This is a genomic window from Roseovarius sp. (genome assembly GCF_965228755.1).
GTDB lineage: Bacteria > Pseudomonadota > Alphaproteobacteria > Rhodobacterales > Rhodobacteraceae > Roseovarius.
This window is the reverse complement of record NZ_CBDDIG010000005.1, coordinates 1,622,814-1,645,324: the sequence shown is the minus strand read 5'-3', so window position 1 is coordinate 1,645,324 and position 22,511 is coordinate 1,622,814. Positions and strand designations below refer to the sequence as shown.

The following is a 22,511-nucleotide window of genomic DNA, read 5'->3' as shown; positions in this document are numbered from 1 at the left end:
CCGCTGTTCACTTTTTCTTTCACGAGGGCCTCCGAAGTGATTAGCGGCTGGATTCCCGATGAGCAAGGTTTTTGGACACCTGAGTCCATGAAACCGGCAATTTGCCGCACAGGCGGCAAAAAATTGCCGATCTCAATGGGTTGAGTGCGAAAGGGCCGGTGCGACTCAGCCGGCCCTGTCGGCAAGCGGCCAGTAGAAGTCGGGCGGCAGGCCGGCTTCGGCGCGTTTTTCCTCGTTGAAGGGCGGCTTCAGCGCCCCGTGGAAATAGCGGCGGACGAGAGTGTGAAACGCCTCCTTCGGGTCGTGCTCGTGCCTCCCGCAGAGGAAGTGAAACCATTTGGAGCCATAGGCCACGTGGTGCACTTCCTCGGCATAGATCACCTTCATCGCCTCGACTGCGCCGGTCTCTCCTGCCTTTTCGAACAGGGCGATCATCCCCGGCGTCACGTCGAGCCCCCGCGCCTCGAGCACCATGGGAACGACCGCCAGCCGGCCCATGAAATCCTCTGCCGTGTCCGAGGCCGCACGCCACATGCCGGCATGGGCGGGCATGGCGCCGTAAAAGCTGTCCTGAGCCTCAAGACAGTCGCATATCAGGTTGAAATGCTTCGATTCCTCGTCCGCCGACTTCACCCAGTCATCGTAGAAGCCGACGGGCATCGGCACGTCGGTAAAGCGCGCGATGATATCCCAGTGCAGGTCGACCGCGTTCAGCTCGATATGTGCCACCGCGTGCAGGATCGCCAGCCGTCCCTTGGGCGAACCGGGCCGGCGACGCGGCACGTCGCGCGGGTCGAGAAGCTCCGGCCTGTCGGGCCTTGCGGGGAAATCGGGCGGTGTGGCATGCCCCAGCGGGATCGTCTCGCCCGCCTCCCGCGCGGCAAACCACGTGGCCGCATGACGGCGCGACAGGGCCGTCTTCTCGCGCCCGTCGGCAGTGGTCAGAACCTCCACCGCCATCTGCGACAGGGTCGGCTGCGTCAAAGCGCCTTCACCGCCTCGAGCACCTCTTCGGCATGGCCCGGCACCTTCACCTTGGGCCAGACCTGCACGACCTTGCCGTCGCCGCCGATCAGCACGGTGGTCCGCTCGATCCCCATGAATTTCTTGCCGTACATGCTCTTTTCCTTCCAGACGCCGTATTGCTCGCACACGTCGGACTCGGCATCGGACAGCAGCGGAATGCCAAGCTCGTGCTTGTCACGGAACTTGTCGTGCTTGGCGACGGTATCCTTCGAGATGCCGAACACCTTCGCGCCGGCCGCTTCGAACTCACGGCCCAGCCCGGTAAAGGCGATGGCTTCCTTGGTGCAGCCCGACGTGTCGTCCTTGGGATAGAAGAACAGGACGACCGGGGCGGGGCGCAGTTCGGACAGGGTCACATTCCCGCCGCCATCGCGGGGCAGGGTGAAATCGGGGGCGGCCTCGGCGGGTTTCAGCATGGGGATTCTCCTTCAACAAAGAATTGAGTTTCATATTAGGGCGCGAGAGGCCAGTATAAACAGCCAGAGGCAGGTCACCGTTTGAAGACAAGAATGACCGATGAAAAACAGGAACGGCCGCGCGCCCGGCGCCTGAAGAAGGCGGGGCTGTGGAGCGGGGCGCTGCTGGTCGCGCTGGTCATGGCCGCGGGCGTTGCCGTGATGTCGTTGGTCGGGACGCGGCTGTCGGCACCCGACTGGCTGCGCGCACGGATTACCGAAAGGATCAACAGCGACGTGCAGGGCATGTCGGTCGGTTTCGGCGACGTGTCGATCGTGCTGGAAAACGACTGGGTGCCGCGGCTGGCGCTGCACCGCGTGACGATCCGCGACGAGGCCGGCACGCCGGTCGCGCAACTGTCCGACGTGCAGGGCGCCGTGGCGCTCGGGCCGCTGCTGAAGGGCGAATTGCAGCCGGGACGGATATCGCTGAACGGCGCGCGGGTGACACTGCGCCGGGCCAATGACGGGGCGGTGGGGGTCAGCGTCGGCGACACGCCCGACCCCGTGCAGGAGGCCGAGACTGTCACGGCCCTGATCAAGCGGGCCGACAATTTCTTTCAGCGCCCGCATTTTTCCGCCCTGACGGAGGTTTCGGCCGACAACCTGACCCTGCGTTTCGAGGATGCCCGCGCCGGCAAGGCCTGGACGGTCGACGGCGGGCGCATCCAGATGCGTCGTGACGGGCAGGAGCTGACGATCCGGTCGGATTTCGCGCTGCTGGGTGCGCGCGACTACGCAACCACCCTGGCCGTGGGCTACTCCAGCCGGATCGGCGAGACGGCGGCGGAATTTGCGATCGATTTCGAGGACATGCCGGCGGGCGACATCGCCGGCCAGTCGCCCGCGCTGACGTGGCTGACCGCGCTGGAGGCGCCCATTTCCGGCTCCGTCCGCGCCGCGGTGGACGAGGACGGGCAGCTTGGCCCTCTCGACACCAAGCTCGAGATCGGCAAGGGCGTGCTGCACCCGAACGAGGCGGCCCGCCCGGTGGCCTTCGACCACGCCAGCACGCATTTCACCTATGACCCGTCCGACCACCTCATCCGGTTTCACGCGCTCGACGTGCAAAGCAAATGGGCAAGCGCCCGGATCGAGGGCCAGACCTACCTGGCCGGGATGGAGGACGGCTGGCCCAATGCGCTGGTCTCGCAGTTCCAGGTGCGCGACCTGACGGCCAACCCGATGGAAATCTACGATGCGCCGGTCGATTTCGAGGGCGCGACCATGGACATGCGCCTGACACTCGATCCGTTCCGCATCACGCTGGGCGAGCTGAGCCTGTCGGACCAGGGCCGCAATCTCGTCGTCTCGGGCGATGTGCAGGCCCGATCAGATGGCTGGTATGTCAGTGTCGACGGACGCCTGCCGGGGATCGACCCGGATCGGCTGATGACACTCTGGCCCGAACGCCTCGAGCCCAAGACCCGGAAATGGATCGAGGAGAACATCGTCACCGCCAAGCTGAGCGATATCCAGATGGCGCTGCGCTCTGTCCCCGGCCACAAGCCCGACGTGTTCCTCGGCTTCGACTTTTCCGAACTGACCTCGCGCTTCATCAAGAACGTCCCGATGATCGAGAACGGCCGGGGCCACGCCACCATTTACGACAACCGCTTCGTGATCGCAGCGCATGAAGGGTACGTGACCGCCGCGCAGGGCGGCAAGATCGACATTTCCGGGTCGAGCTTCGACATCCCCGATATCGGTATCAAGCGCGGCCCCGGCACGGTGCGGCTGAAGACCCGCAGCACGATCACCGCGGCGCTGTCGCTGCTGAACGAGGAGCCGTTCCGCTTTCTCGACAAGGCCGGGCGCCCGGTGACGCTGGCCGACGGGATGGCGCAGCTGGAAGGGCAGCTCGATTTCCTCGTGGTCGATGACCTTCAGCCCGAGGACGTGGCGTTTGGCCTGACCGGCGCGATGAAGGACGTGCGCAGCGAAACCCTGGTCGAGGACCGGGTGCTGGCCGCCTCGGAGCTGAAGATCGACGCGACAAGCGAGCGGCTGAACATCTCCGGCGAGGGCCGTGTCGGACGGGTGCCGTTCGAGGGCACCTGGTCGATGCCACTGGTCGAGGGCAGCAACGGGCGCGCGCATGTGGATGGCTGGATCGAGCTGTCGGAGCGGTTCGCCGACGAGTTCCGCATCGGCCTGCCGCCGGGCAGCATTTCAGGATCCGGGCGGGGGCAGATCGAGATCGACTTCGAGAATGACACGCCGCCGGTCTTCCGGATGTCTTCCGATCTCTCGGGGGTGGCCCTGCGCCTGCGACCGCTCGGCTGGTCGATGGGCACCAGCGCCACCGGCCTGCTGGAGGTGGAAGGCGCGCTGGGTCAGCCACCAAAGATCGAGCGTATCCGGCTTGACGCCGCCGGGCTGCGGGCCAGCGGGTCGGTCACGCTGAACGACGACGGCACCCTGCAACAGGCCAATTTCGGGCGGGTCCAGCTTGGCTCGTGGATCGACGCGCCGGTCGACCTGGTGGGGCTCGGGCCGAACAAGCCGCCGCTGGTGCGTGTCACCGGCGGCGAGATCGACCTGCGCCAGACTTCGCTGGCCGCCAAGGGAGACGGGCCGCGCGGCGAGCGGGGGCCCGTGTCGCTCAGGCTCGACCGGCTGCAGATCTCGGACAAGATCGCATTGACCGATTTCAACGCCGAGCTCGACATGTCACGCGGCGCGGACGGCAAGTTCACCGGCAAGGTCAACGGCGGCACACCCATCGTCGGGCGCGTGCTGCCTCGCGACGGGCGCAGCGCCTTTACCATCACCTCGCAGGACGCGGGCGGCGTGTTGCGTTCGGCCAATGCGCTGAAACAGGCGCGCGACGGCTCGCTGGTGCTGGTGCTGGTGCCGGGGCAGGGGGAAGGCACCTACGACGGCAAGCTCACCGTCGACAACCTGCGGGTCAAGGATGCGCCGGCCATGGCCGCCCTGCTGAACGCGCTGAGCGTGGTGGGCATTCTCGAGCAGCTTGCCGGCGAGGGGCTGCATTTCAACCGGGTCGAGGCCGAGTTCCAGCTCGGGCCTGACAGGGTGACCCTTTACAGCGGCAGCGCCGTGGGTGCTTCGCTCGGTATCTCGATGGAAGGATACTATTGGCTCGAAGCCGGGCAGATGGATATCGAAGGGGTGATTTCCCCTGTCTATGCCGTCAACATGCTGGGCGGGCTGTTTTCGCGGCAGGGCGAGGGGCTTCTGGGCTTCCAGTATGCGCTCAAGGGGCCGACCAGCGACCCCAAGGTGCAGGTCAACCCGCTGTCGGTGCTGACGCCGGGGATGTTCCGCGACATCTTTCGCCGGGCGCCGCCCAAACGTTCCGGTGTTGCGTCGAACGAGGAGGAAAGCGAAACACGGGAAGACATGACTCGGACCCAGGACCGCTAGGAATGAAGCTTTCCGATTTCGATTTCGATCTGCCGGAGCGGCTGATCGCCACCCGGCCCGCGCGGCCCAGGACCTCGGCCCGCCTGCTGGTGGCCGAGGGCGACGCGATTACCGACGCGACCGTGACCGACCTTGGCCGGTGGTTGCGCCCCGGCGACCGGCTGGTGCTGAACGACACCCGGGTGATCCCGGCGCGCCTGTCGGGCACGCGGCGGCGCGCGGGTGCCACGGGAGAGACGGAGGCCCGGATCGAGGTGACGCTGCTTGATCCGGCGCCGGGCGGGGGCTGGCGGGCGATGGTCAAGCCGCTGAAGAAGCTGCGCGAGGGCGAGGTCGTGCGCTTCGGGGCCGGGCTCGAGGCGCATTGTGTCTCGAAGGAAGACGGGCAGGCGATACTGGCCTTCAACCTCGAGGGCGAGGCTTTCGACGCGGCGCTCAACGAGGCGGGGGCCATGCCGCTGCCGCCCTATATAGCCGCACGCCGCGCGGCGGACGCGCAGGACCGCGAGGACTACCAGACCGTCTGGGCCCGCAACGCGGGTGCCGTCGCCGCACCGACCGCCTCGTTGCATTTCGACGAGGCGCTGCTGGCGAAACTGGCCGATGCGGGCGTATCATTCACTCATGTCACGTTGCATGTGGGCGCGGGCACTTTCCTGCCGGTCAAGGTGGAAGATGTCACCACCCACAAGATGCATGCCGAATGGGGCGAGGTGAGCGCGACCGCCGCGGCCGAGATTGCCGCCACCAAGGCGGCGGGCCATCGGGTCATTCCCGTCGGCACCACCGCGCTGCGCCTGATCGAGAGCGCCGCGCGGGAGAGCGGGCAGATCGCGCCGTGGCGGGGCGAGACCGACATCTTCATCTATCCCGGTTTCGCCTTCCGGGTCACCGACGCTTTGATGACCAATTTCCACCTGCCGCGCTCGACCCTGATGATGCTGGTCTCGGCCCTGATGGGGCAGGCGCGGGTCCGCACGATCTATGAGCACGCGATTGCCGAAGAGTACCGTTTCTTCTCGTACGGAGATGCTTCGCTGTTGATCCCCGGCTGAAAGGCTGTCAGGGCGGCGCGGGCAGACCAGCGCGAGTCGGCTTTGGCCCTGACATCTGTGCCATGCTAAGGCACTCTTGCCGGGTCTGTACGGGAGGCACAGTTCATGTTTTCGGTTTTGTCCAGCGCATGGGCGCTGCTTCTTGGGATGATGCTTCTGCAGGTCGGCAACGGCATGCAGGGCACGCTGCTCGGCATCCGCGGCGAGATCGAAGGCTTCTCGACGATTGAAATGTCGCTGGTGATGTCGGGGTATTTCGTGGGTTTCCTGTTCGGTTCGCGCATGGCGCCGGACATGATCCGCCGCGTCGGGCATGTCCGGGTCTTCGCGGCGCTGGCCTCGCTCATTTCGGCGGTCATGATCCTGTACCCCACCTTCGCGCATCCCTACGCGTGGGGCTTGGGGCGGATCCTGATCGGGTTCTGCTTCTCGGGCGTCTACGTGACTGCCGAAAGCTGGCTCAACGAGGCGGCCAGCAACGAGAACCGCGGCAAGGCCCTGTCGCTCTACATGATCGTGCAGATGGTGGGCATCGTGTCGGCGCAGGCGCTGATGCTGGTGGCCGATCCGGGCGGCTTCGTCCTGTTCATCATCCCCTCGGTGCTCATCTCGCTGGCCTTTGCGCCCATTCTTCTGTCGATCAGCCCCACGCCGTCGTTCGATACCGCCAAACCCCTCAGCCTGCGCCAGATCATGAAGATTTCGCCGCTGGGCTGTGTCGGCATGTTCCTGCTGGGCGGCGTGTTCTCGGCGCAGTTCGGCATGGCGCCGGTCTATGGCGCCGAGGTGGGCCTTTCGGTGGCGCAGATCTCGACATTCGTCTCGGCCTTCTTCGTCGGCGCATTGGTGCTGCAATTCCCCATCGGCTGGCTGTCGGACCGGATGGACCGGCGCCTGCTGATCCTGATCGCTGCCGCCATCTGCGGCGCGGGCGGGATCGTGGGGGCGGTGTTCGGCGCGTTCTTTCCGGCGCTGCTTCTGGCGGGGTTGATGGTCGGGGGCATGTCGAACCCGCTGTATTCGCTGCTGATCGCGCATACCAACGACTTCCTGAGCCACGAGGACATGGCCGCCGCGGCCGGCGGGTTGGTGTTCATCAACGGTCTTGGCGCGGTGGCCGGGCCGGTCGTCACCGGCTGGCTGATGGGCCAGCTTGGTGCCTGGGCGTTCTTCCTGGTGATCGCCGTGTTGTGCTTTGCGGTCACGGGCTACGCGGCCTACCGGATGACCCAGCGCGCGGCGCCGTCGGTGGATGAAACGGACAGTTTCACCATGGTCTCGATGTCCGCCTCGCCGCTGGCGGTGAACTTTGCCGCCGAATACGACTACGAAACCGCACAGGACGAACCGGAGGACGGATAGCGCTAACGAGTTATCCACAGTCACGGACTGTTGCCGATGTTACAAATTTTTACTGTCCATGAAAGAGGATATGGGAATAATCGTTCCTATATCGGGTGTGTGAAGAGATGAGGAGGCACCAATGACGACCCCTGAGGAGGTCCTGCAGTTCTGGCTCGATGAAGTCGGACCTCAGGGATGGTACGAGGCGTCGGACGAGCTTGACGCGAAGGTACGAGACAGGTTCCGGCAGACCTGGGACCGGGCGCGTGAGGGCACCTATGGTCTCTGGCTGACCTATCCCAGCGGGACACTGGCCTATATCATCGTCATGGACCAGTTTTCGCGCAACATGTTCCGGGGCGAGGCGACAGCCTTTGCAACCGACAAGCACGCGGTGGCCGCGGCCAAGGCGGCGATCCACCGGAAATGGGACCTGCGCATCGACGAGCCGGCGCGACAGTTCTTCTACCTCCCCCTCATGCATTCCGAAAACCTGTGCGATCAGGAACGCTGCATCCGCCTGGTGATGGAGCGGATGCCGAAAGGTGGCGAGAACACGCTGCTGCACGCCCGCGCGCATCGCGAGGTCATCCGCATGTTCGGCCGATTCCCCTATCGCAACGATGCGCTCAGCCGCAATTCGACCGATCCCGAGCTCGACTATGTCGAACAGGGCGGATACGGCACCACCCTGCAAGCCCTTCAGGAAGCCGACGCGGCCTAGGCCGGAGGTGAAAAATCCTTTCCTGTGAGCTGTTTGGCCAGCCCCCCGTGACATTGCGTTGCGGGGAGCGTTTGTCGCGTTGTGTGGAGAGGCGAGATAGTTTAATATCAAACTAAATTCCGGAACACAGCCAGACGGAGACGGAAATGGCGGCAAAATCCTTTGACATGATCGTTATCGGCGCAGGGCCGGGGGGCTATGTGGCCGCCATTCGCGGGGCACAGCTCGGGCTGAATGTCGCCATCGTGGAGCGCGAGCACATGGGTGGCATCTGCCTCAACTGGGGCTGCATTCCGACCAAGGCGATGCTGCGCAGTTCCGAGGTGTTCCACCTGATGCACCGCGCCAAGGAGTTCGGGCTGAAGGCCGATGGGATTGATTACGACCTCGACGCCGTGGTCAAACGCTCTCGCGGGGTGGCCAAGCAGCTGGCCTCGGGCGTGGGCCACCTGATGAAGAAGAACAAGATCACCACAGTGATGGGCGAGGCCACGCTGCCTGCCAAGGGCAAGGTGTCGGTCAAGACCGACAAGGGCACCGAGGAGCTGGAATCCAAGGCGATCGTGCTGGCCACCGGCGCCCGGGCGCGGGAACTGCCGGGGCTCGAGGCCGATGGCGATCTCGTCTGGACCTACAAGCACGCGCTTCAGCCGCCGCGCATGCCGAAGAAGCTGCTGGTCATCGGATCGGGCGCCATCGGGATCGAGTTTGCCAGCTTCTACAACACGCTTGGGGCCGATACGACCGTGGTCGAGGTGATGGACCGGATCCTGCCCGTCGAGGATGCCGAGATTTCCGCCTTCGCCAAGAAGGCGTTCCAGAAGCAGAAGATGAAGATCATGGAGAAGGCGACGGTCAAGAAGCTTGACCGCGCAAAGGGCAAGGTGACCGCCCATATCGAAACCGGCGGCAAGACCGAGAAACACGAGTTCGACACCGTGATTTCGGCCGTGGGCATCGTCGGGAACGTCGAGAATCTCGGGCTGGAAGAGCTGGGCGTCAAGGTCGACCGGACGCACGTGATCGTCGACGAATACTGCCGTACCGGGGTCGACGGCCTCTACGCCATTGGCGACCTCGCCGGCGCGCCGTGGCTGGCGCACAAGGCGTCGCACGAGGGCGTCATGGTGGCCGAACTGATCGCCGGCGGGCACCCGCACCCCGTGCGCCCCGACAGCATCGCCGGCTGCACCTATTGCCATCCGCAGATCGCCAGCGTCGGCATGACCGAGGCGCAGGCGAAGGAGAAGGGCTACAAGATCAAGGTCGGCCGCTTCCCCTTCATCGGCAACGGCAAGGCCATCGCCCTGGGCGAGGCGGAAGGCATGATGAAGACGGTGTTCGACGAGAAGACCGGCGAGTTGCTGGGCGCGCACATGGTCGGCGCCGAGGTGACCGAGCTGATCCAGGGTTACGTCGTGGGCCGGCAGCTCGAGACCACCGAGGAAGACCTGATGCACGCCGTCTTCCCGCATCCGACGCTGAGCGAGATGATGCACGAGGCGGTGCTGGACGCCTACGACCGGGTGATACACATCTGACGGCGGTCTGATCGCCAGTCCAGCAACGGCAACCCCGTCGGGCCCGGTGGGGTTGCCGTTGCGTAAACTTGCCGATCAATGTATGTTGGGCTTCAGGCTGCTCGGAGACGGAGGAGCACCGAATGGCACCAACCCGCAAACTTCAAGGCAGTTCGCCGCTTGCGTTCCTTGCGCTGTCCGTGCTCGCCCTTCCCGCCGCGGCGCAGGATTGGGCAGGGCCCTATATCGGCGCGAACATTGGCTATGTTCACAGCGATTTCGACAACAACATTCCGGCGAATCCCGGCCCGATCGGCGACTCGGGAAGTGCAATCGGGGGCATCCAGACCGGTTACAACTGGACGAGTGGCAACGCGGTCTTCGGCCTCGAGGCCGACATATCGGCGCTCGACATCTACGGCCAATCGCCCGGCGGGCGGTTCGAGGAAGACTGGATGGGCACGTTGCGGTTTCGTGCCGGTACGGTGGTCGCGCAGGATTACCTGATATACGGCACGGTCGGTGTCGCGTGGACGCGCAAGTCGATCACGCTGACCGGTGCCGGTACCGACGAGGAATGGGAGCCGGGCCTGGCCCTCGGGGCCGGCGTCGAACGCTGGTTCGGGGTGAGGACGTCAGGGCGGCTCGAACTGCTTTACGTCGATGTTCCGGAATCGACGCAAATTCCGGGCGGCATTCCCGCGGTCGGTGGGTCGTCGAACCTGATCGCACGTGTCGGCGTGAACCTGCACTTCTGACCAAAGCCATCTGAACCAAGGGGAGAACAAGATGAAACGTGACAGGATGATCGCCAAGCTTCGCTGGCTTTCCGGTGGTGCCGTCGTGCTTTTGCTTGCCGCCTGCGATGGCGGCGGGTTCTACTGAACCGGCCGACTAAGCGTCCATCGGCAGATCGACGCCCGCCCCGATCGACATTCCGGGCGGGCCCGCGGAAAAATGCGGTTCGCTGACAGAGGTTGTCAGGCGTTCACTTTATGTTCGCAGTTTTGACTTGGAAGATCGGCCCTCCTCCACTATCTCTTAACCAGTGTGAACGGGGGACCGGATGGCCGAGCTCAAGCATATCGAAGTGCGCGGTGCGCGGGAGCATAACCTGCGCAATATCGACGTGGATATTCCACGTAACGAGCTGGTGGTGATCACCGGCCTGTCCGGCTCGGGCAAGTCGTCGCTGGCCTTCGACACGATCTATGCCGAGGGGCAGCGGCGCTATGTCGAAAGCCTGTCGGCCTATGCCCGCCAGTTCCTCGACATGATGGAAAAGCCGGATGTGGACCATATCAGCGGTCTTTCCCCGGCGATCTCCATCGAGCAGAAGACGACCAGCAAGAACCCGCGCTCGACCGTGGGCACGGTCACGGAGATCTACGACTACCTGCGTCTGCTTTTCGCGCGTGTGGGCACACCCTATTCGCCCGCCACCGGCCTACCCATCGAGGCGCAGCAGGTGCAGGATATGGTCGACCGCGTGCTGGGCATGGAAGAGGGCACACGCGCTTACCTGCTTGCGCCCATAGTGCGTGACCGCAAAGGGGAATACCGCAAGGAATTCCTGGAGTTGCGCAAACAGGGGTTCCAGCGGGTCAAGGTCGATGGAGAGTTTCACGAGCTCGACGATCCGCCCAAGCTCGACAAGAAGTTCCGGCATGATATCGACGTGGTGGTCGACCGGGTGGTCGTGAAGGAGGGCATCGGTACGCGGCTGGCCGACAGTTTCCGCACCGCGCTGGACTTGGCCGACGGTATTGCCGTGCTTGAAACCGCACCGAAGGAAGGGGAGCCGGAACGGTTCACCTTCTCCGAGAATTTCGCCTGTCCGGTCAGCGGGTTCACCATTCCAGAGATTGAACCGCGGCTGTTTTCCTTCAACGCGCCCTTCGGGGCCTGCCCGGAATGCGGCGGGCTGGGTGCCGAGCTGTTCTTTGACGAGCGGCTTGTGGTGCCGGACGAGCAGTTGCGCATCGCCGACGGTGCGCTGGCGCCGTGGCGGAAGGGCAAAAGCCCTTATTTCCTTCAGACGATCGAGGCCATCGCCCGGCATTACGAGTTCGACCGGAAGGCGCGGTGGAAAGACCTCGATCCGCATGTGCAGCAGGTGTTCCTGTACGGTTCGGGCGACGAGGAGATCCAGTTCCGCTATGACGAGGGCGGACGCGTCTACCAGGTGAGCCGGGTGTTCGAGGGGGTGATCCCCAACATGGAACGCCGGTATCGCGAGACGGACAGCGCCTGGATCCGCGAGGAATTCGAGCGGTATCAGAACAACCGGCCCTGCGGGGCCTGTGGCGGGTATCGCCTGCGGGACGAGGCATTGGCGGTGAAGATCGCCGGGCTGCACGTGGGCCAGGTGGTCGAGATGTCGATCCGGGAAGCCTTTGCATGGTGCGAGACCGTGCCGGAAAGCCTGACCGCGCAGAAGAACGAGATTGCCCGGGCCATCCTGAAGGAAATCCGCGAACGTCTTGGATTCCTTAACAATGTTGGCCTCGACTACCTGACGCTGTCGCGCAGTGCGGGCACACTTTCGGGCGGCGAGAGCCAGCGGATCAGGCTGGCGAGCCAGATCGGGTCGGGGCTGACCGGAGTGCTGTACGTGCTGGACGAGCCGTCGATTGGCCTTCACCAGCGGGATAACGGGCGGCTGTTGCAGACGCTGCAGAACCTGCGGGATCAGGGCAATACCGTGATCGTTGTGGAGCATGACGAGGAGGCGATCCGGACGGCCGACTATGTTTTCGACATCGGCCCGGGGGCCGGGGTGCATGGCGGGCAGGTGGTGAGCCACGGCACGCCGGAGCAGATTGCGGCCGACCCGGCTTCGGTGACCGGGCAGTACCTGTCGGGCCAGCGGGAGATTTCCATCCCGTCCGAACGGCGCAAGGGGAATGGGAAATCCGTCAAGGTTATCAAGGCGGAAGGGAACAACCTTAAGGCCGTCGATGCGGAGTTTCCGCTGGGCCGGTTCGTCTGCGTGACGGGCGTGTCGGGCGGTGGCAAGTCGACCCTGACGATCGAGACGCTGTTCAAGACCGCGTCGATGCGGCTGAACGGGGCGCGGCAGACACCGGCGCCTTGCGAGACGATCAAGGGGCTGGAGCACCTGGACAAGGTGATCGACATTGACCAGCGGCCCATCGGGCGGACTCCGCGTTCGAATCCAGCCACTTACACCGGAGCGTTCACGCCGATCCGCGACTGGTTCGCCGGGCTGCCGGAGGCGAAGGCGCGGGGGTACAAGCCGGGCCGGTTCTCGTTTAACGTCAAGGGCGGGCGGTGTGAGGCGTGCCAGGGGGACGGGCTGATCAAGATCGAGATGCACTTTTTGCCCGATGTCTACGTCACCTGCGAGACGTGCAATGGCGCGCGGTACAACCGAGAGACGTTGGAAATTACGTGGAAAGGCAAGAGCATAGCCGACGTTCTTGAGATGACTGTCGAGGACGCGCAGGAGTTCTTCAAGGCGGTGCCGGCGATCCGGGAGAAGATGGATGCGCTGGCGCGGGTCGGGCTTGGCTATATCAAGGTCGGGCAGCAGGCGACAACGCTGTCGGGCGGCGAGGCGCAGCGGGTGAAGCTGTCGAAGGAGCTGTCGAAACGCTCGACGGGCCGGACGCTGTATATTCTCGACGAGCCGACCACGGGCCTGCATTTCGAGGACGTGAAGAAACTGCTGGAAGTCCTTCATCAGCTTGTAGAAACCGGCAATACGGTCGTGGTGATCGAGCACAATCTGGACGTCATCAAGACCGCCGACTGGCTGATCGATATCGGCCCGGAAGGTGGCGATGGCGGCGGTGAGATCGTGGCCGTGGGCACACCTGAGGACGTGGCGGAAGAGCCGCGGAGCCATACCGGGCGCTACCTGAAAGAGATGCTGGCGGCGCGGAAAGTGGCGGCCGAATAGGGCCGGTTTTCAACGTCGGTATAACGTCGGTATTTTGTCGGTATTACGTCGGTGCGGGTGGCGGTGTCCGCCACCCGGCGGAGGTGTCGAGGATCAGTTCAGGATCCGGCTGACTGCGCCGATCAGGTCGAGTATCTCGCGGGTGTCACGGTCGACCCGGTAGACGTTGCCGCCCGAGCGGTAATAGGTGTAGCCGGGGTTCAGGCCGTAGCGTTCCGGGTAGGAGATGATCGTGCCGCCCTGGAGATACCTGCGATCGCTCCTGTAGATCTTCTTGGCGTGTCCGGGGGGCAGGCAGCCGTTATGCTTCTTGGCGAGCCCCGGCGGGCAGCCCGCCGAGCCGGCCTGCGCGGCCAGCGGTGTCATGGCGGTCGCAGCCACGGCGGCGGCGACGATGAGCTTGCGCATGGGAAACCTCCTTGCATGCGATATGCGATAGGCAAGGAAGTGGGTTCGATCCGGCCCGCCACAAGGCAGGCCGGGCCGGGTGGGCGGATTGCCGCCTTAGCTGTGGCCGCGCTTTTCGAGGCGGGGGAGCATGGCGGAGAAGTCCTTGCCGGCGCCGTCTTCCTGTTCGACGAATTGCTCGTAGAGCTTCATCGCCGCCTTGCCGAGGGTGGTGTCGGCATCGGCGGCCTCGGCCGCCTGCATGGCAAGGCGCAGGTCCTTGAGCATCAGGTCGGCGGCGAAGCCCGGCTTGTAGTCGTTGTCGGAGGGCGATTGCGGCCCGACGCCCGGGGCGGGGCAATAGGCGTTCATCGACCACGAGTAGCCGGAGGAGGTGGAGACCACGTCGAACATCGCCTGCCGGTCGAGGCCCAGCTTGTCGGCGAGCGCGAAGGCCTCGCAGGTGACGATCATCGTGGCGCCGAGGATCATGTTGTTGCAGATCTTGGCGGCCTGGCCATTGCCGGAGGGGCCGCAATGCACGGCCTTCTGGCCCATGATGTCGAAGAGTTCCTTTGCGGTACTAAAGCCCGCTTCGTCGCCGCCGACCATGAAGGTGAGCGTGCCGCCGGCGGCGCCGGCGATGCCGCCGGAGACCGGCGCGTCGAGGGCGGAGAGGCCGGCGGCCTGGGCCGCCTCGGCCACGGCGCGGGCGCTGTCGACATCGACGGTCGAGCAGTCGAGATGCACGGCGCCCTTGTCCATCGCCGGATGGATTTCCTCGGCGACGGCGCGGAGGATCTTGCCGTTGGGCAGCATGGTGATGACCACGTCGGCGCCCTTGGCGGCCTCGGCGGCGGAGGCGACGGTGGTGACGCCCTCGATGCTGACCTCGGCGGTGTCGAAGCCCGTCACCTCATGACCGGCCTTGGCGAGGTTGGCGGCCATCGGCCCGCCCATGTTTCCCAGTCCGATGAATCCGATCTTCATGGCGTTATCCTTCCTTTTCGAATGTCAGGGCATCGGCCCCGAGCGGCATGAGCATCTGCGTCGCCGCCAGCTGGGGCGGGTTGTCGAAGTCGTGCTGCCATTTGGGCGAGCGGTCCTTGTCGATCACCGCGGCGCGGATGCCTTCGAGGAAATCCCCCTTTTCCATGGCGCGATGGGTGAAGCGGTATTCGAGGTCGAGCGCGCGGCGGATACCGGCGGCGGGGCCTTGCAGGCGGTGCAGCATTTCGATGGTGCAGGCCATCGAGAGGGGCGAGCCGCGGGAGAGGGCCTTGAGCGCCTGCGCGGCAAACTCGCTGTCGGAGGCATTGAGGGAGTTGAGGATGTCGAGCAGGGTCTCGCCGCCGAAATGCTCGTCGATCTCGGCCTGGAGAGGGCTGACCTTGCCTTCGGGCGGGGTTTCGCTGGCTTGCGCGATCAGGGCGAGGTCGCCGGTTTCGGAGAGCCCGGCGATGAGGTCGGCCCATTTCTCCTGCGGGACGAAATGGTCGGCGAAGCCCGCATGGATGGCGTCGCCCGCGTTCATCCGGGTGCCGGTGGTGCCGAGATATTCGCCCAGCCGACCCGGCGCCTTGGCCAGCAGGTAGGTGCCGCCCACGTCCGGCACCAGGCCGATGCCGCATTCGGGCATGGCGATCTGGCTGGATTCGCAGACGATGCGGGGGTGGCCGTGGCAGGAGATGCCGACGCCGCCGCCCATGACGAAGCCCTGCATGAAGGCGACATAGGGCTTGGGATATTCGGAGATCTTGGCGTTGAGGCGATATTCGTCGCGCCAGAAGCGGCGGGCGTATTCATGGTCGCCCTTGGTCCCGGTCTCGTAGAGCGCGGCGATGTCGCCGCCGGCGCAGAACGCCTTGTCGCCTTCGGCGTCGATGATGATCAGCTCGACCGTGTCGTCATCGGCCCAGGCATCGACCGCGTCCTCGATGGCGATGCACATCTCGTAGGTCATGGCGTTGAGCGCCTTGGGGCGGGTGAGGGTGATGCGGCCCGCCTTGCCGTCTTTCCGGATCGATATGTCTGTCATTTCTCCGCCAGCATGTGCCGCGCCACGATCAGGCGCATGATTTCATTGGTCCCTTCGAGGATTTCATGAACGCGCAGGTCACGCACGAGTTTTTCGATGCCGTAATCGGCGAGGTAGCCGTAGCCGCCGTGCAGTTGCAGGCAGTCGTTGCAGATTTTCGAGCCCGCTTCGGTGACGAATTTCTTGGCCATGGCGCAGAACTTGGTGGCGTCGGGGGCCTTGGTGTCCAGCTTCCACGCCGCTTGCCGCAGGAAGGTGCGGGCGGCCTGAAGCTCGATCTCCATCTCGGCGAGGCGGAACTGGAGGGCCTGGAACTGGTCGATGGACTGGCCGAAGGCCTTGCGCTCGGCCATGTAGTCGCGGGTGAGGTTCATGGCGGTCTGGGCCGCGCCGAGCGAGCAGGCCGAGATGTTGAGGCGGCCGCCGTCGAGGCCGGCCATGGCATAGGAGAAGCCGCGCCCCTCGTCGCCGACGAGGTTGTCGGCGGGGATCTTGCAGTCGTCGAACTGGACCTGGCGGGTTGGTTGCGAGCGCCAGCCCATCTTGTCCTCGAGCCCGCCGAAGGAGAGGCCGGGGGTGCCGTCCTCGACATAGACGGTGGAGATGCCCTTTGGCCCGTCATCGCCGGTGCGGACCATGACGACATAGGCGTCGGAATAGCCGCCGCCGGAGATGAACGCCTTGGTGCCGTTGAGGGTGTAGCCTTCGTTCGACTTCTCGGCGCGGGTTTTCAATGCCGCCGCGTCGGAGCCGGAGCCGGGTTCGGTGAGGCAGTAGGAGAGGACGGTTTCGAGCGCGATGGCCCTGGGCAGGACGCGCGCCTTCATCTCGTCGGAGGCGAAGGTGTCGATCATCTTGGCGCACATGTTGTGGATCGACAGGAAGGCCGCGACCGAGGGGCAGGCCATGGAGAGCGCCTCGAAGACGAGGGTGGCGTCGAGGCGCGAGAGGCCGGCGCCGCCGGACTCTTCGGAGACGTAGAGGCCGCCGAAGCCCAGCTCGCCCACCTGGGGCCAGAGCTCTTTCGGGATGGTGCCTTCTTTTTCCCAGTCGCGGGCGTGGGGGGCGATCTGTTCCTGCCCGAAGGCGTGGGCCATGTCGAAGATGGCCGTCTGTTCCTCTGTGAGGGCGAAATCCATTTGGGTGCCTCCTCCTCCTGGCGTTCGTCTAATTGAACGTGTGTTTAATTAACGGAGGGGAAGGGGGAAATGCAAGGTGGATTTGCGCAGGACGGTTTTGCAGGGATGGGGGAGGGGAGTTGACAAAGTTTGCCAAGACGCCAAGATAACAGCCATGGCCACGATGAACATATCGCTTCCCGATCACATGAAATCCTCGGTCGAGGCGCGCGCCAGGGGCGGGCAGTACAGCAATGTCAGCGATTACGTGCGCGACCTGATCCGGAAGGACCTGGAGCGGCAGCAGGCGATCGGCGAGATGCAGGGGCTGATCGACGAGGGGCTTCGGAGCGGGGAGCCGCGGTCGGTCGACATGGCCGGGTTCATCGAGAGGAAGACGCGCGGACAGGGCGGGTGAGCCGGCAGGTTCTGTGGCGCCCTAGGGCCGAGGCCGATCTGGAGGATATCTGGCGCTACACGGTCGAGACGTGGTCGGAGGGGCAGGCGGTGGCCTACCTGACCGGGTTGGAGCGGACGCTGCGGCTGTTGGCGGAGTTTCCGGAGACGGCCCGGTTGAGGGAGGAATTCGTGCCGCCGGTGCGGGTGCATCCCTATCGCGCGCATCTCGTTATCTTCCAGAGTGATGAGGCCGTGCTGGACGTGGTGCGGGTGGTGCATGCGCGGGCGAACTGGCAGGCGTTCCTGGCGGAGTGAAAGGGTTATTCCTCGCGCCCGTGGGCCTTGAGGCGGGCGTGGAGGGTGGTGGCCTCGGCGGCGCCGGCCTCGAGCGCGAATATATAGGCGTAGGTGAGGAAGAAGCAGGCCGCGTCGACATCGTTGGTGATGTCGGCGGCCTGGGTGTAGAGCCGGATCAGGGCGAAGCGGTCGTCGCCGTCATGCGCGGCGAGGAGCTGCGCGTCGAGCGTGTCGACCATGCCGATGCCCTGATCCGGCTGGGCGGTCATTCGGCGGCTTGCGCCTGGCCGCGGTGGGCCTCGACCTTGGCGGCCACCCAGTCGTGGAAGCAGTGGGTCGGGCTATCCATCACCGGCGAGAAACGGCCGCCGTCGAAGCTGCTGGCGTGGCGGCCTTTCTGCATGCCCTCGACGACGAAGATGTCCTCCTCGAACACGGTCTTCCAGAGCTGGGTGTTGCGCATGCGCAGCCCCTCGTCGCTGTCGGGGACGGAATAGTAGAGGTGGATGTGCTCGACCGTGCGGTCATGGCCGCGGGGTTCGAGGATGATGGCGAAGGCGTGGTCGCGCTGGACGCCGAGCAGGACGTTGGGGTAGACGGCGATGTATTCCGCCTGATCGTTCCACTTGGCGCCGACATCGGCGAAATCGGGGAAGGATTCGCCGTTCTCGTTGGTGAGCTGGCGATAGACCATGGTGCCCTGGCCGGAGAATTCGCCCGGTTGCTCGATATTGTAGTGGTCTTCGAGCCTGGAATAGCTGTTGAGGCCCGGGTGGACCCACGGCAGGTGGTAGCTTTCGCAGAAGTTCTCGACCGCGAGCTTCCAGTTGGTTTTCACTTCCAGCGTAATCCGGCTGTCATGGCCGCCGTGGTAGAGGGGCAGGTCGAACTCGGACCAGCGGGCGATAATGTCGGTCATCGCCTCCTCGAAGGCGGGGGCGTCGCCGGAGACGTTGATCCAGACCACGTCGCGCCAGATGTGGGAGCGGACCTCGATCAGGCCGAGATCGTCGCGTTTGATGGTCTCGTGGGTGTTATGGCCGGGGCCGCCCACATGGGGGGTCGAGACCAGCTTGCCCTTGGTCGAGTAGCACCAGGAATGGTAGGGGCAGCGGATCGCGCCCTCGATCTTGCGGGGCTCCTCGACCAGGATCATGCCGCGGTGGCGGCAGATGTTCTGGAAGACGCGCACGTCGCCTTCCTTGTCGCGGATGAGGAGGAGCGGCATGCCGAGGAATTCCATCGGCACCGCGTCGCCCGGTTCGGGCACATCGGCGGCGACGGCGAGGCCCGCCCATTGCGAGAAGAGCAGGGCCTGGCGTTCCTCGGCAAAGACGGCCGGGTCGATGTAATGCGCGTTGGGCAGGCCGTGCGCCTTGTCGACGGGCTGGCGGACCTGGCTGAGATCGGTCACGGTGGCGGTCATCGCGGGACTCCTTGCGTTAGCTGGGGAGAGCTACGCATGAAAGCCCCCGTCGCGACCGACCGGCAGCGACCCGGATTATCTCAGGGCGACAAATTGCAGTGCGGCGGGGGTTAGCGGAAATCCTCGTCAGGCCGCAGCAGGTGGCGGTAGAAGCGCGGCACCTTGTCGATGGTCACGACCCCGGTTTCGCGGGCGGCCTGCAGGATGCGGCCGGTGGAATTGCCCAGGTGTTCGTAGACCATCCGGGTGGCGCGGTTGCCCGAGACCTTCTCGCGCACCGTGCGGGAGGCGTAGCCTTCCCACAGGTTCGACTGGAACGAGGTTTCGGGCGTCAGGAAGTTGAACGAGCAGGAGAGCGAGGCGCGGTGGGTGACCACGGCCATGATCCCCTCTTCCTGGCGCATGACGATGCCGCGGTATTCGCGGGTGTGCGGATCGGTCGAGAGACCCTGTTCGCGCACGCCCTGGCGCGGCTCGAACCCGCGCAGGAAGGTGTAGCCGTCGCCGCGCTTGATCAGCACGAGCCCCAGCACGAAGCGCGAGGCGTCGACGAAGCTTTTGCGGGCGAAGCGGTAGAAGCCGCTGGGGAAGATCGTGTCCGAGACCTCGATCGTGGGTTTGCCGAAAAAGTCGGCAAGGAACGGATGGCTGAGAAGATCGTTCGGCGCCGGGGCGAGGGCATCGACCGGCTCGAGCAGGATTCGGGCGTCGGTGCCGAAGAAGGTGCAGATGCGGTGCAGCACGTCGGGGCGGGGGAAGCTTTCGCCCGACATGTAGCGGTTGAACTGGGTGCGGTTGATGCCGAGCTCGCGGCAGAGCTCGGATACCGAGGGGTAGCCGGCGCAAAGGCGGCGGAGGTTATCGCCGAAGACCTCTCGGAGCGCGGCCGGGTCGCTGTCGCGAGTCCGCGAGTCGGCTGTGCGTTGTTGTGTCAAGGAAGGACATGCTTTATAGTTGCAAAGGCGGGGATATCATCACGCTATCGGAGATTCCCAGGCGTTTCCACAAGAATCGACGCCAAACAGGGTCAGTCGTGACGCGACTTGGCGTCAGCTTTGCATGGTCTTGTCACAAATTGCCCGAGCTCCATGGGCAATCTCCCCATTCACTTTTGCTTAAACTGTTTCAAAATCGAAGGTGAGGAAGAAGATTGGGGTCACCATGTACGGCGTAGTTCTTTGGAGTGATAAAAAGCATAACCGGGCGGTCATCTGGTGCGAGGACCACCGTAACCTGGCATTTTACAAGGACGAGGAGAACCTGTCGGAGGCGAGTTGTTTCGTGCCCGGCGACCTTGTCGAGTTCGACCTGCGCGAGGTGGACGACATGCGCCTTGCGGTCGATCCCAGCATCGTGTCGAAGCACGAATTTCCGTCACTGCCGGGCGATCTGAAGCTGGCCAAGGCGAACCTGCGCCGCAACAAGATCGCCCCCCCGAACACGGGGGCGGGCCGGCAGAACGTGGTGGTGCTGCATCCGCGCGGCACGCCCGGGGCGCAGCGCGCCGCCGAATCCTCCTACCGCTGATCAGGCGCCGCGCGAGAGCGCGGCGATGCCTGTCCGGGCGATCTCGGTCAGGCCGAGGGGCCGCATGAGATCGGCGAAGGCGTCGATCTTCTGCGGGGTTCCGGTGATCTCGAACACGAAGCTGTTGAGCGTGCTGTCGACCGCGTTGGCGCGGAAGATGTCGGCAAGGCGCAGGGCCTCGACCCGCTTTTCCCCTTCACCCGCCACTTTCAGGAGCGCCAGTTCGCGTTCGACGGAATGGCCCTCGACCGTGAGGTCGTGGACGTCGTGGACCACGACGATGCGGCCCAGCTGTGCCTTGATCTGTTCGATCACCTGCGGCGTGCCGGTGGTGACGATGGTGATGCGCGACATGTGGCCGGTATGGTCGACCTCGGCCACGGTGAGGCTGTCGATGTTGTAGCCGCGGCCCGAGAAGAGGCCGATGACCCGGGCCAGGACGCCCGGTTCGTTGTCGACGATCACCGCCAGGGTATGCGTCTCGGCCTTGTCGGAAAAGGTCGGGCGCAGGTTGTAGGCGGAATGCTTGGTCGAGCCTTTCTTGATCTTGAGCGCTGACATCGGGTCTGGTCCTTCAGTGGGTTTCTTCGGGGGTGGCCGGGGTGGCCGCAGGGCGGGGCCTGAGCAGGGCGTGCCACAGGCAGGTGAGAAGCGCCGCGAGGGCGAGGGGCAGGAAGACGGGCCGGAAGACATCCGCCGCGCCGGACTTGAGCAGCACGAGGGCCGAGGGGCCGAGGCTGAGCCACATGGCGATGCCGAGGAGCACGGTGAGGGGGCGCCCGGGCGTGACCACGCCGGCGCGGGTAAGGAAGAGCGCGGCGGGGGCGAGCAGGGCGGATTCGTAGTGCCACAGGTAGGGCGAGGCGAGCGGGATGGCGCAGAGCAGCGTGGCGGCGCGCAGGTCGAAGGAGGTGGAGGGGCGGCGCCAGGTGAGGAAGACGGCGGCGGCGCAGAGGGCGGTGAGGGCCCATTGCACGGCCAGTGCCGTGGCTTCGGCGAGGCCAAGATAGACGATGGCGGCATAGGCGCTGATCATCAGGTTGAGATCGGCGATGGCGTTGCGGACGGTGTCCCCGTGCTCGCGCATCATGGCGAGCATCTCGGGCCAGTAGGCGGTGCCGAAGAGCACGGTGGGGATGGCGGCGAGCAGGAGCGTGGTGACCGCCGCCGACAGGATCGCGCGCCACTGGCCGGCGGCGATGAGGGCGAAGGGGATGAGCAGGCCGAGCTGGGGTTTCAGGGTCAGCAGGCCGATGAAGATGCCGGCGAGGATTGGTCTTTCGGCGCGGAGTGCGGCCAGCGCCGCCATCAGCCCGGCGAGCCAGAGGATGGTGGTCTGGCCCACCAGCAGGCAGGGCAGGATCGCGGGCGCCAGTGCGGTGCCCAGCAGGACATGCGTGCGCCCGGCGGTGAAGGGGCGGGTGGCCAGCAGGAGCGCGGCGCAGGAGAGGACCATGAAAACCGCCCAGGCGGGCGCGAAGGGCAGGAGGCCCAGCGGCATCACCAGCAGCAGGAAGCCCGGAGGGTAGGCCCAGGGCATCCAGTCGTCATGGGTGACGGCCGCCATCTCGGCGATGCGGGTGACGTCGAAGGCGTCGAGGGGCAGGCCCTGGAGAGCCAGCTTGGCGGCCGCCCAGAAGACGTAGAAATCGACCGAGACCGAGATCAGGTCGGTCTCGTTGATCTCGACGATGCCGCCGACGATGAAGATGGCGCCGAACATGACCGTCACCAGCGCGCCCAGGAGGCCGAGCTGCCGGCCGCGGCGGCTGTCGAAGATCGCGAGACGGGCGTCTGCGGCGGAGTGGGGCGTCATGCGGCGGGTCCTTGGGCGGCGCGAAGGCGAGAAGGGTTGGTGGGTTTCACCCACCCTGCGGGGG

At 65.2% G+C, this 22,511-nt stretch carries 21 protein-coding genes; 10 read left to right on the top strand and 11 right to left on the bottom strand.

The features are described from left to right. Window positions 1–165 precede the first annotated feature (165 nt). Window positions 166–960, bottom strand: a complete 795-nt coding sequence (locus ACO07J_RS11650) for a ferritin-like domain-containing protein (protein WP_422029771.1) — start codon at window positions 958–960, stop codon at window positions 166–168. 20 nt (window positions 961–980) lie between these two features. After that, entirely contained in the window at window positions 981–1,442 is a 462-nt protein-coding gene (locus tag ACO07J_RS11645) for a peroxiredoxin (RefSeq protein WP_422029002.1), read from the bottom strand. A gap of 93 nt (window positions 1,443–1,535) precedes the next feature. Here ACO07J_RS11645 and ACO07J_RS11640 point away from each other — a divergent pair, with 93 nt between their 5' ends. The 7 genes from ACO07J_RS11640 (at window position 1,536) to uvrA (ending at window position 13,439) form a co-directional block, all read left to right on the top strand. Beyond that, the gene (locus ACO07J_RS11640; protein WP_422029000.1) at window positions 1,536–4,871 is read left to right on the top strand and encodes an AsmA-like C-terminal region-containing protein; all 3,336 of its coding nucleotides are present in this window, start codon (window positions 1,536–1,538) and stop codon (window positions 4,869–4,871) included. Between the two features lie 2 nt (window positions 4,872–4,873). Beyond that, window positions 4,874–5,926, top strand: coding sequence for a tRNA preQ1(34) S-adenosylmethionine ribosyltransferase-isomerase QueA (queA, locus tag ACO07J_RS11635; RefSeq protein WP_422028998.1), 1,053 nt, complete (start codon window positions 4,874–4,876; stop codon window positions 5,924–5,926). Window positions 5,927–6,031: 105 nt separating this feature from the next. Continuing rightward, on the top strand, window positions 6,032–7,288 hold the full coding sequence (locus tag ACO07J_RS11630; protein ID WP_422028996.1) for an MFS transporter: 1,257 nt from the start codon (window positions 6,032–6,034) through the stop codon (window positions 7,286–7,288). A gap of 121 nt (window positions 7,289–7,409) precedes the next feature. Continuing rightward, window positions 7,410–7,994: a DUF924 family protein gene (locus ACO07J_RS11625; RefSeq protein WP_422028994.1), complete on the top strand. Its 585-nt coding sequence runs from the start codon at window positions 7,410–7,412 to the stop codon at window positions 7,992–7,994. 146 nt (window positions 7,995–8,140) lie between these two features. Next, complete coding sequence (lpdA, locus tag ACO07J_RS11620; RefSeq protein ID WP_422028992.1) at window positions 8,141–9,535, top strand: dihydrolipoyl dehydrogenase; 1,395 nt, start codon at window positions 8,141–8,143, stop codon at window positions 9,533–9,535. Between the two features lie 122 nt (window positions 9,536–9,657). Next, entirely contained in the window at window positions 9,658–10,272 is a 615-nt protein-coding gene (locus ACO07J_RS11615) for an outer membrane protein (RefSeq protein ID WP_422028990.1), read from the top strand. 308 nt (window positions 10,273–10,580) lie between these two features. Further along, window positions 10,581–13,439 carry an excinuclease ABC subunit UvrA gene (gene uvrA / locus ACO07J_RS11610; protein WP_422028988.1) on the top strand — a complete coding sequence of 953 codons (2,859 nt, stop codon included), beginning with the start codon at window positions 10,581–10,583 and terminating at the stop codon, window positions 13,437–13,439. A 93-nt stretch (window positions 13,440–13,532) separates the two neighbouring features. On the opposite strand, the gene ACO07J_RS11605 is transcribed toward uvrA, so the two are convergent. The 4 genes from ACO07J_RS11605 to ACO07J_RS11590 all read right to left on the bottom strand — a co-directional run bounded on the left by ACO07J_RS11605 (window position 13,533) and on the right by ACO07J_RS11590 (window position 17,003). Then, entirely contained in the window at window positions 13,533–13,847 is a 315-nt protein-coding gene (locus ACO07J_RS11605; RefSeq protein ID WP_422028986.1) for an excinuclease ABC subunit A, read from the bottom strand. Window positions 13,848–13,943: 96 nt separating this feature from the next. Continuing rightward, complete coding sequence (gene mmsB, locus ACO07J_RS11600; protein WP_422028984.1) at window positions 13,944–14,816, bottom strand: 3-hydroxyisobutyrate dehydrogenase; 873 nt, start codon at window positions 14,814–14,816, stop codon at window positions 13,944–13,946. A 4-nt stretch (window positions 14,817–14,820) separates the two neighbouring features. Further along, window positions 14,821–15,864, bottom strand: coding sequence for an enoyl-CoA hydratase/isomerase family protein (locus tag ACO07J_RS11595; protein ID WP_422028982.1), 1,044 nt, complete (start codon window positions 15,862–15,864; stop codon window positions 14,821–14,823). Beyond that, window positions 15,861–17,003: an acyl-CoA dehydrogenase family protein gene (locus ACO07J_RS11590; protein WP_422028980.1), complete on the bottom strand. Its 1,143-nt coding sequence runs from the start codon at window positions 17,001–17,003 to the stop codon at window positions 15,861–15,863. Before ACO07J_RS11590 ends, ACO07J_RS11595 begins: the two co-directional genes overlap by 4 nt. A gap of 154 nt (window positions 17,004–17,157) precedes the next feature. Between ACO07J_RS11590 and ACO07J_RS11585 the strand changes: the two genes are divergently transcribed. Continuing rightward, on the top strand, window positions 17,158–17,400 hold the full coding sequence (locus ACO07J_RS11585; RefSeq protein WP_422028978.1) for a type II toxin-antitoxin system ParD family antitoxin: 243 nt from the start codon (window positions 17,158–17,160) through the stop codon (window positions 17,398–17,400). After that, a complete protein-coding gene (locus tag ACO07J_RS11580) occupies window positions 17,397–17,696 on the top strand; it encodes a type II toxin-antitoxin system RelE/ParE family toxin (RefSeq protein WP_422028976.1) in 300 nt (99 codons plus the stop codon). Before ACO07J_RS11585 ends, ACO07J_RS11580 begins: the two co-directional genes overlap by 4 nt. A 5-nt stretch (window positions 17,697–17,701) precedes the next feature. Here the strand turns inward: ACO07J_RS11580 and ACO07J_RS11575 are convergent, their stop codons facing one another. From ACO07J_RS11575 to ACO07J_RS11565, 3 genes are all read right to left on the bottom strand, one after another. Next, entirely contained in the window at window positions 17,702–17,947 is a 246-nt protein-coding gene (locus ACO07J_RS11575) for a hypothetical protein (protein WP_422028974.1), read from the bottom strand. Next, window positions 17,944–19,104 carry an aromatic ring-hydroxylating oxygenase subunit alpha gene (locus ACO07J_RS11570; protein WP_422028972.1) on the bottom strand — a complete coding sequence of 387 codons (1,161 nt, stop codon included), beginning with the start codon at window positions 19,102–19,104 and terminating at the stop codon, window positions 17,944–17,946. Before ACO07J_RS11570 ends, ACO07J_RS11575 begins: the two co-directional genes overlap by 4 nt. Window positions 19,105–19,214: 110 nt before the next feature. Then, window positions 19,215–20,039, bottom strand: coding sequence for a helix-turn-helix domain-containing protein (locus ACO07J_RS11565; RefSeq protein WP_422028970.1), 825 nt, complete (start codon window positions 20,037–20,039; stop codon window positions 19,215–19,217). Window positions 20,040–20,265: 226 nt separating this feature from the next. Between ACO07J_RS11565 and ACO07J_RS11560 the strand changes: the two genes are divergently transcribed. After that, window positions 20,266–20,631 carry a hypothetical protein gene (locus ACO07J_RS11560; RefSeq protein ID WP_422028968.1) on the top strand — a complete coding sequence of 122 codons (366 nt, stop codon included), beginning with the start codon at window positions 20,266–20,268 and terminating at the stop codon, window positions 20,629–20,631. On the opposite strand, the gene ilvN is transcribed toward ACO07J_RS11560, so the two are convergent. Next, window positions 20,632–21,192 carry an acetolactate synthase small subunit gene (gene ilvN, locus ACO07J_RS11555; protein ID WP_300895956.1) on the bottom strand — a complete coding sequence of 187 codons (561 nt, stop codon included), beginning with the start codon at window positions 21,190–21,192 and terminating at the stop codon, window positions 20,632–20,634. It abuts the gene before it with no gap. Between the two features lie 13 nt (window positions 21,193–21,205). Continuing rightward, entirely contained in the window at window positions 21,206–22,447 is a 1,242-nt protein-coding gene (locus ACO07J_RS11550) for a glycosyltransferase family 87 protein (RefSeq protein ID WP_422028966.1), read from the bottom strand. Window positions 22,448–22,511 lie beyond the last annotated feature (64 nt).